The sequence below is a fragment of the Vibrio sp. 03_296 genome (assembly GCF_002265885.1).
Genome location: NZ_NPKW01001327.1, coordinates 1 through 653 on the forward strand (window position 1 = coordinate 1; position 653 = coordinate 653).

Annotated in this window: 1 protein-coding gene; it reads left to right on the forward strand. The window is 45.8% G+C overall.

Features of this window, described 5'->3' with window-relative positions; genetic code table 11:
- Positions 1 to 528: phage/plasmid replication protein, II/X family (locus CIK04_RS31880; protein WP_325206075.1), on the forward strand; the 528-nt coding region annotated here is incomplete at its 5' end.
- Positions 529 to 653 lie beyond the last annotated feature (125 nt).

Sequence of the window (653 nt, forward strand, 5' to 3'; positions counted from 1 at the left end):
CCAACTAGCTTTACTGGTGTCGCTATCAAGTTCAACAATGGTTCTCCTAACGTACCGCCATCTGTCGAAATCAAAGCCAGTCCAGCGAAAATCCTACAAGGCCACAACATCTTCGGCCCATGCTCAATACTGCTTGGGTATGCTGAAATGTGTTCCGCGCTGGAACTCTCTCACCCGATGCTTGCAGATATGCTTGAATGGGATTTAGCTGAAGTGATGCAGTTGGACTGCACGTTCTCGGCAAATGTTGGCACTGAACAGAAAGCAAAACAGGCAATCGCTCATATGGCCAACGTGTCTCACGGGCAAGTTAAAGCGTCACGTAGTGAATACGAAACAACGTGTTATCACAACAGAGCATCTTCACACTGGCGTGGTAAGTGTTACTCAAAACAACACGAGTTCGAGAAGCAATACAACGATTATCGGGCAAAGGCAGAGAAGGGTGATAAGCACGCTCAATCTATTGTTGATGCAATGTCTGACCCACGACTGCACCGCTTTGTTACGATGGCTAATCCGCTTTGAGGCAAGCGTAACGAAACGCAAATTAAAAGAACTGATATACCAGAACAAAATCAACGACCTATAACTAACCAACAGCAGCTCCAAGAAACAGGCAAAGAGTTAATCCAAGAGTTATGGCTAATGAC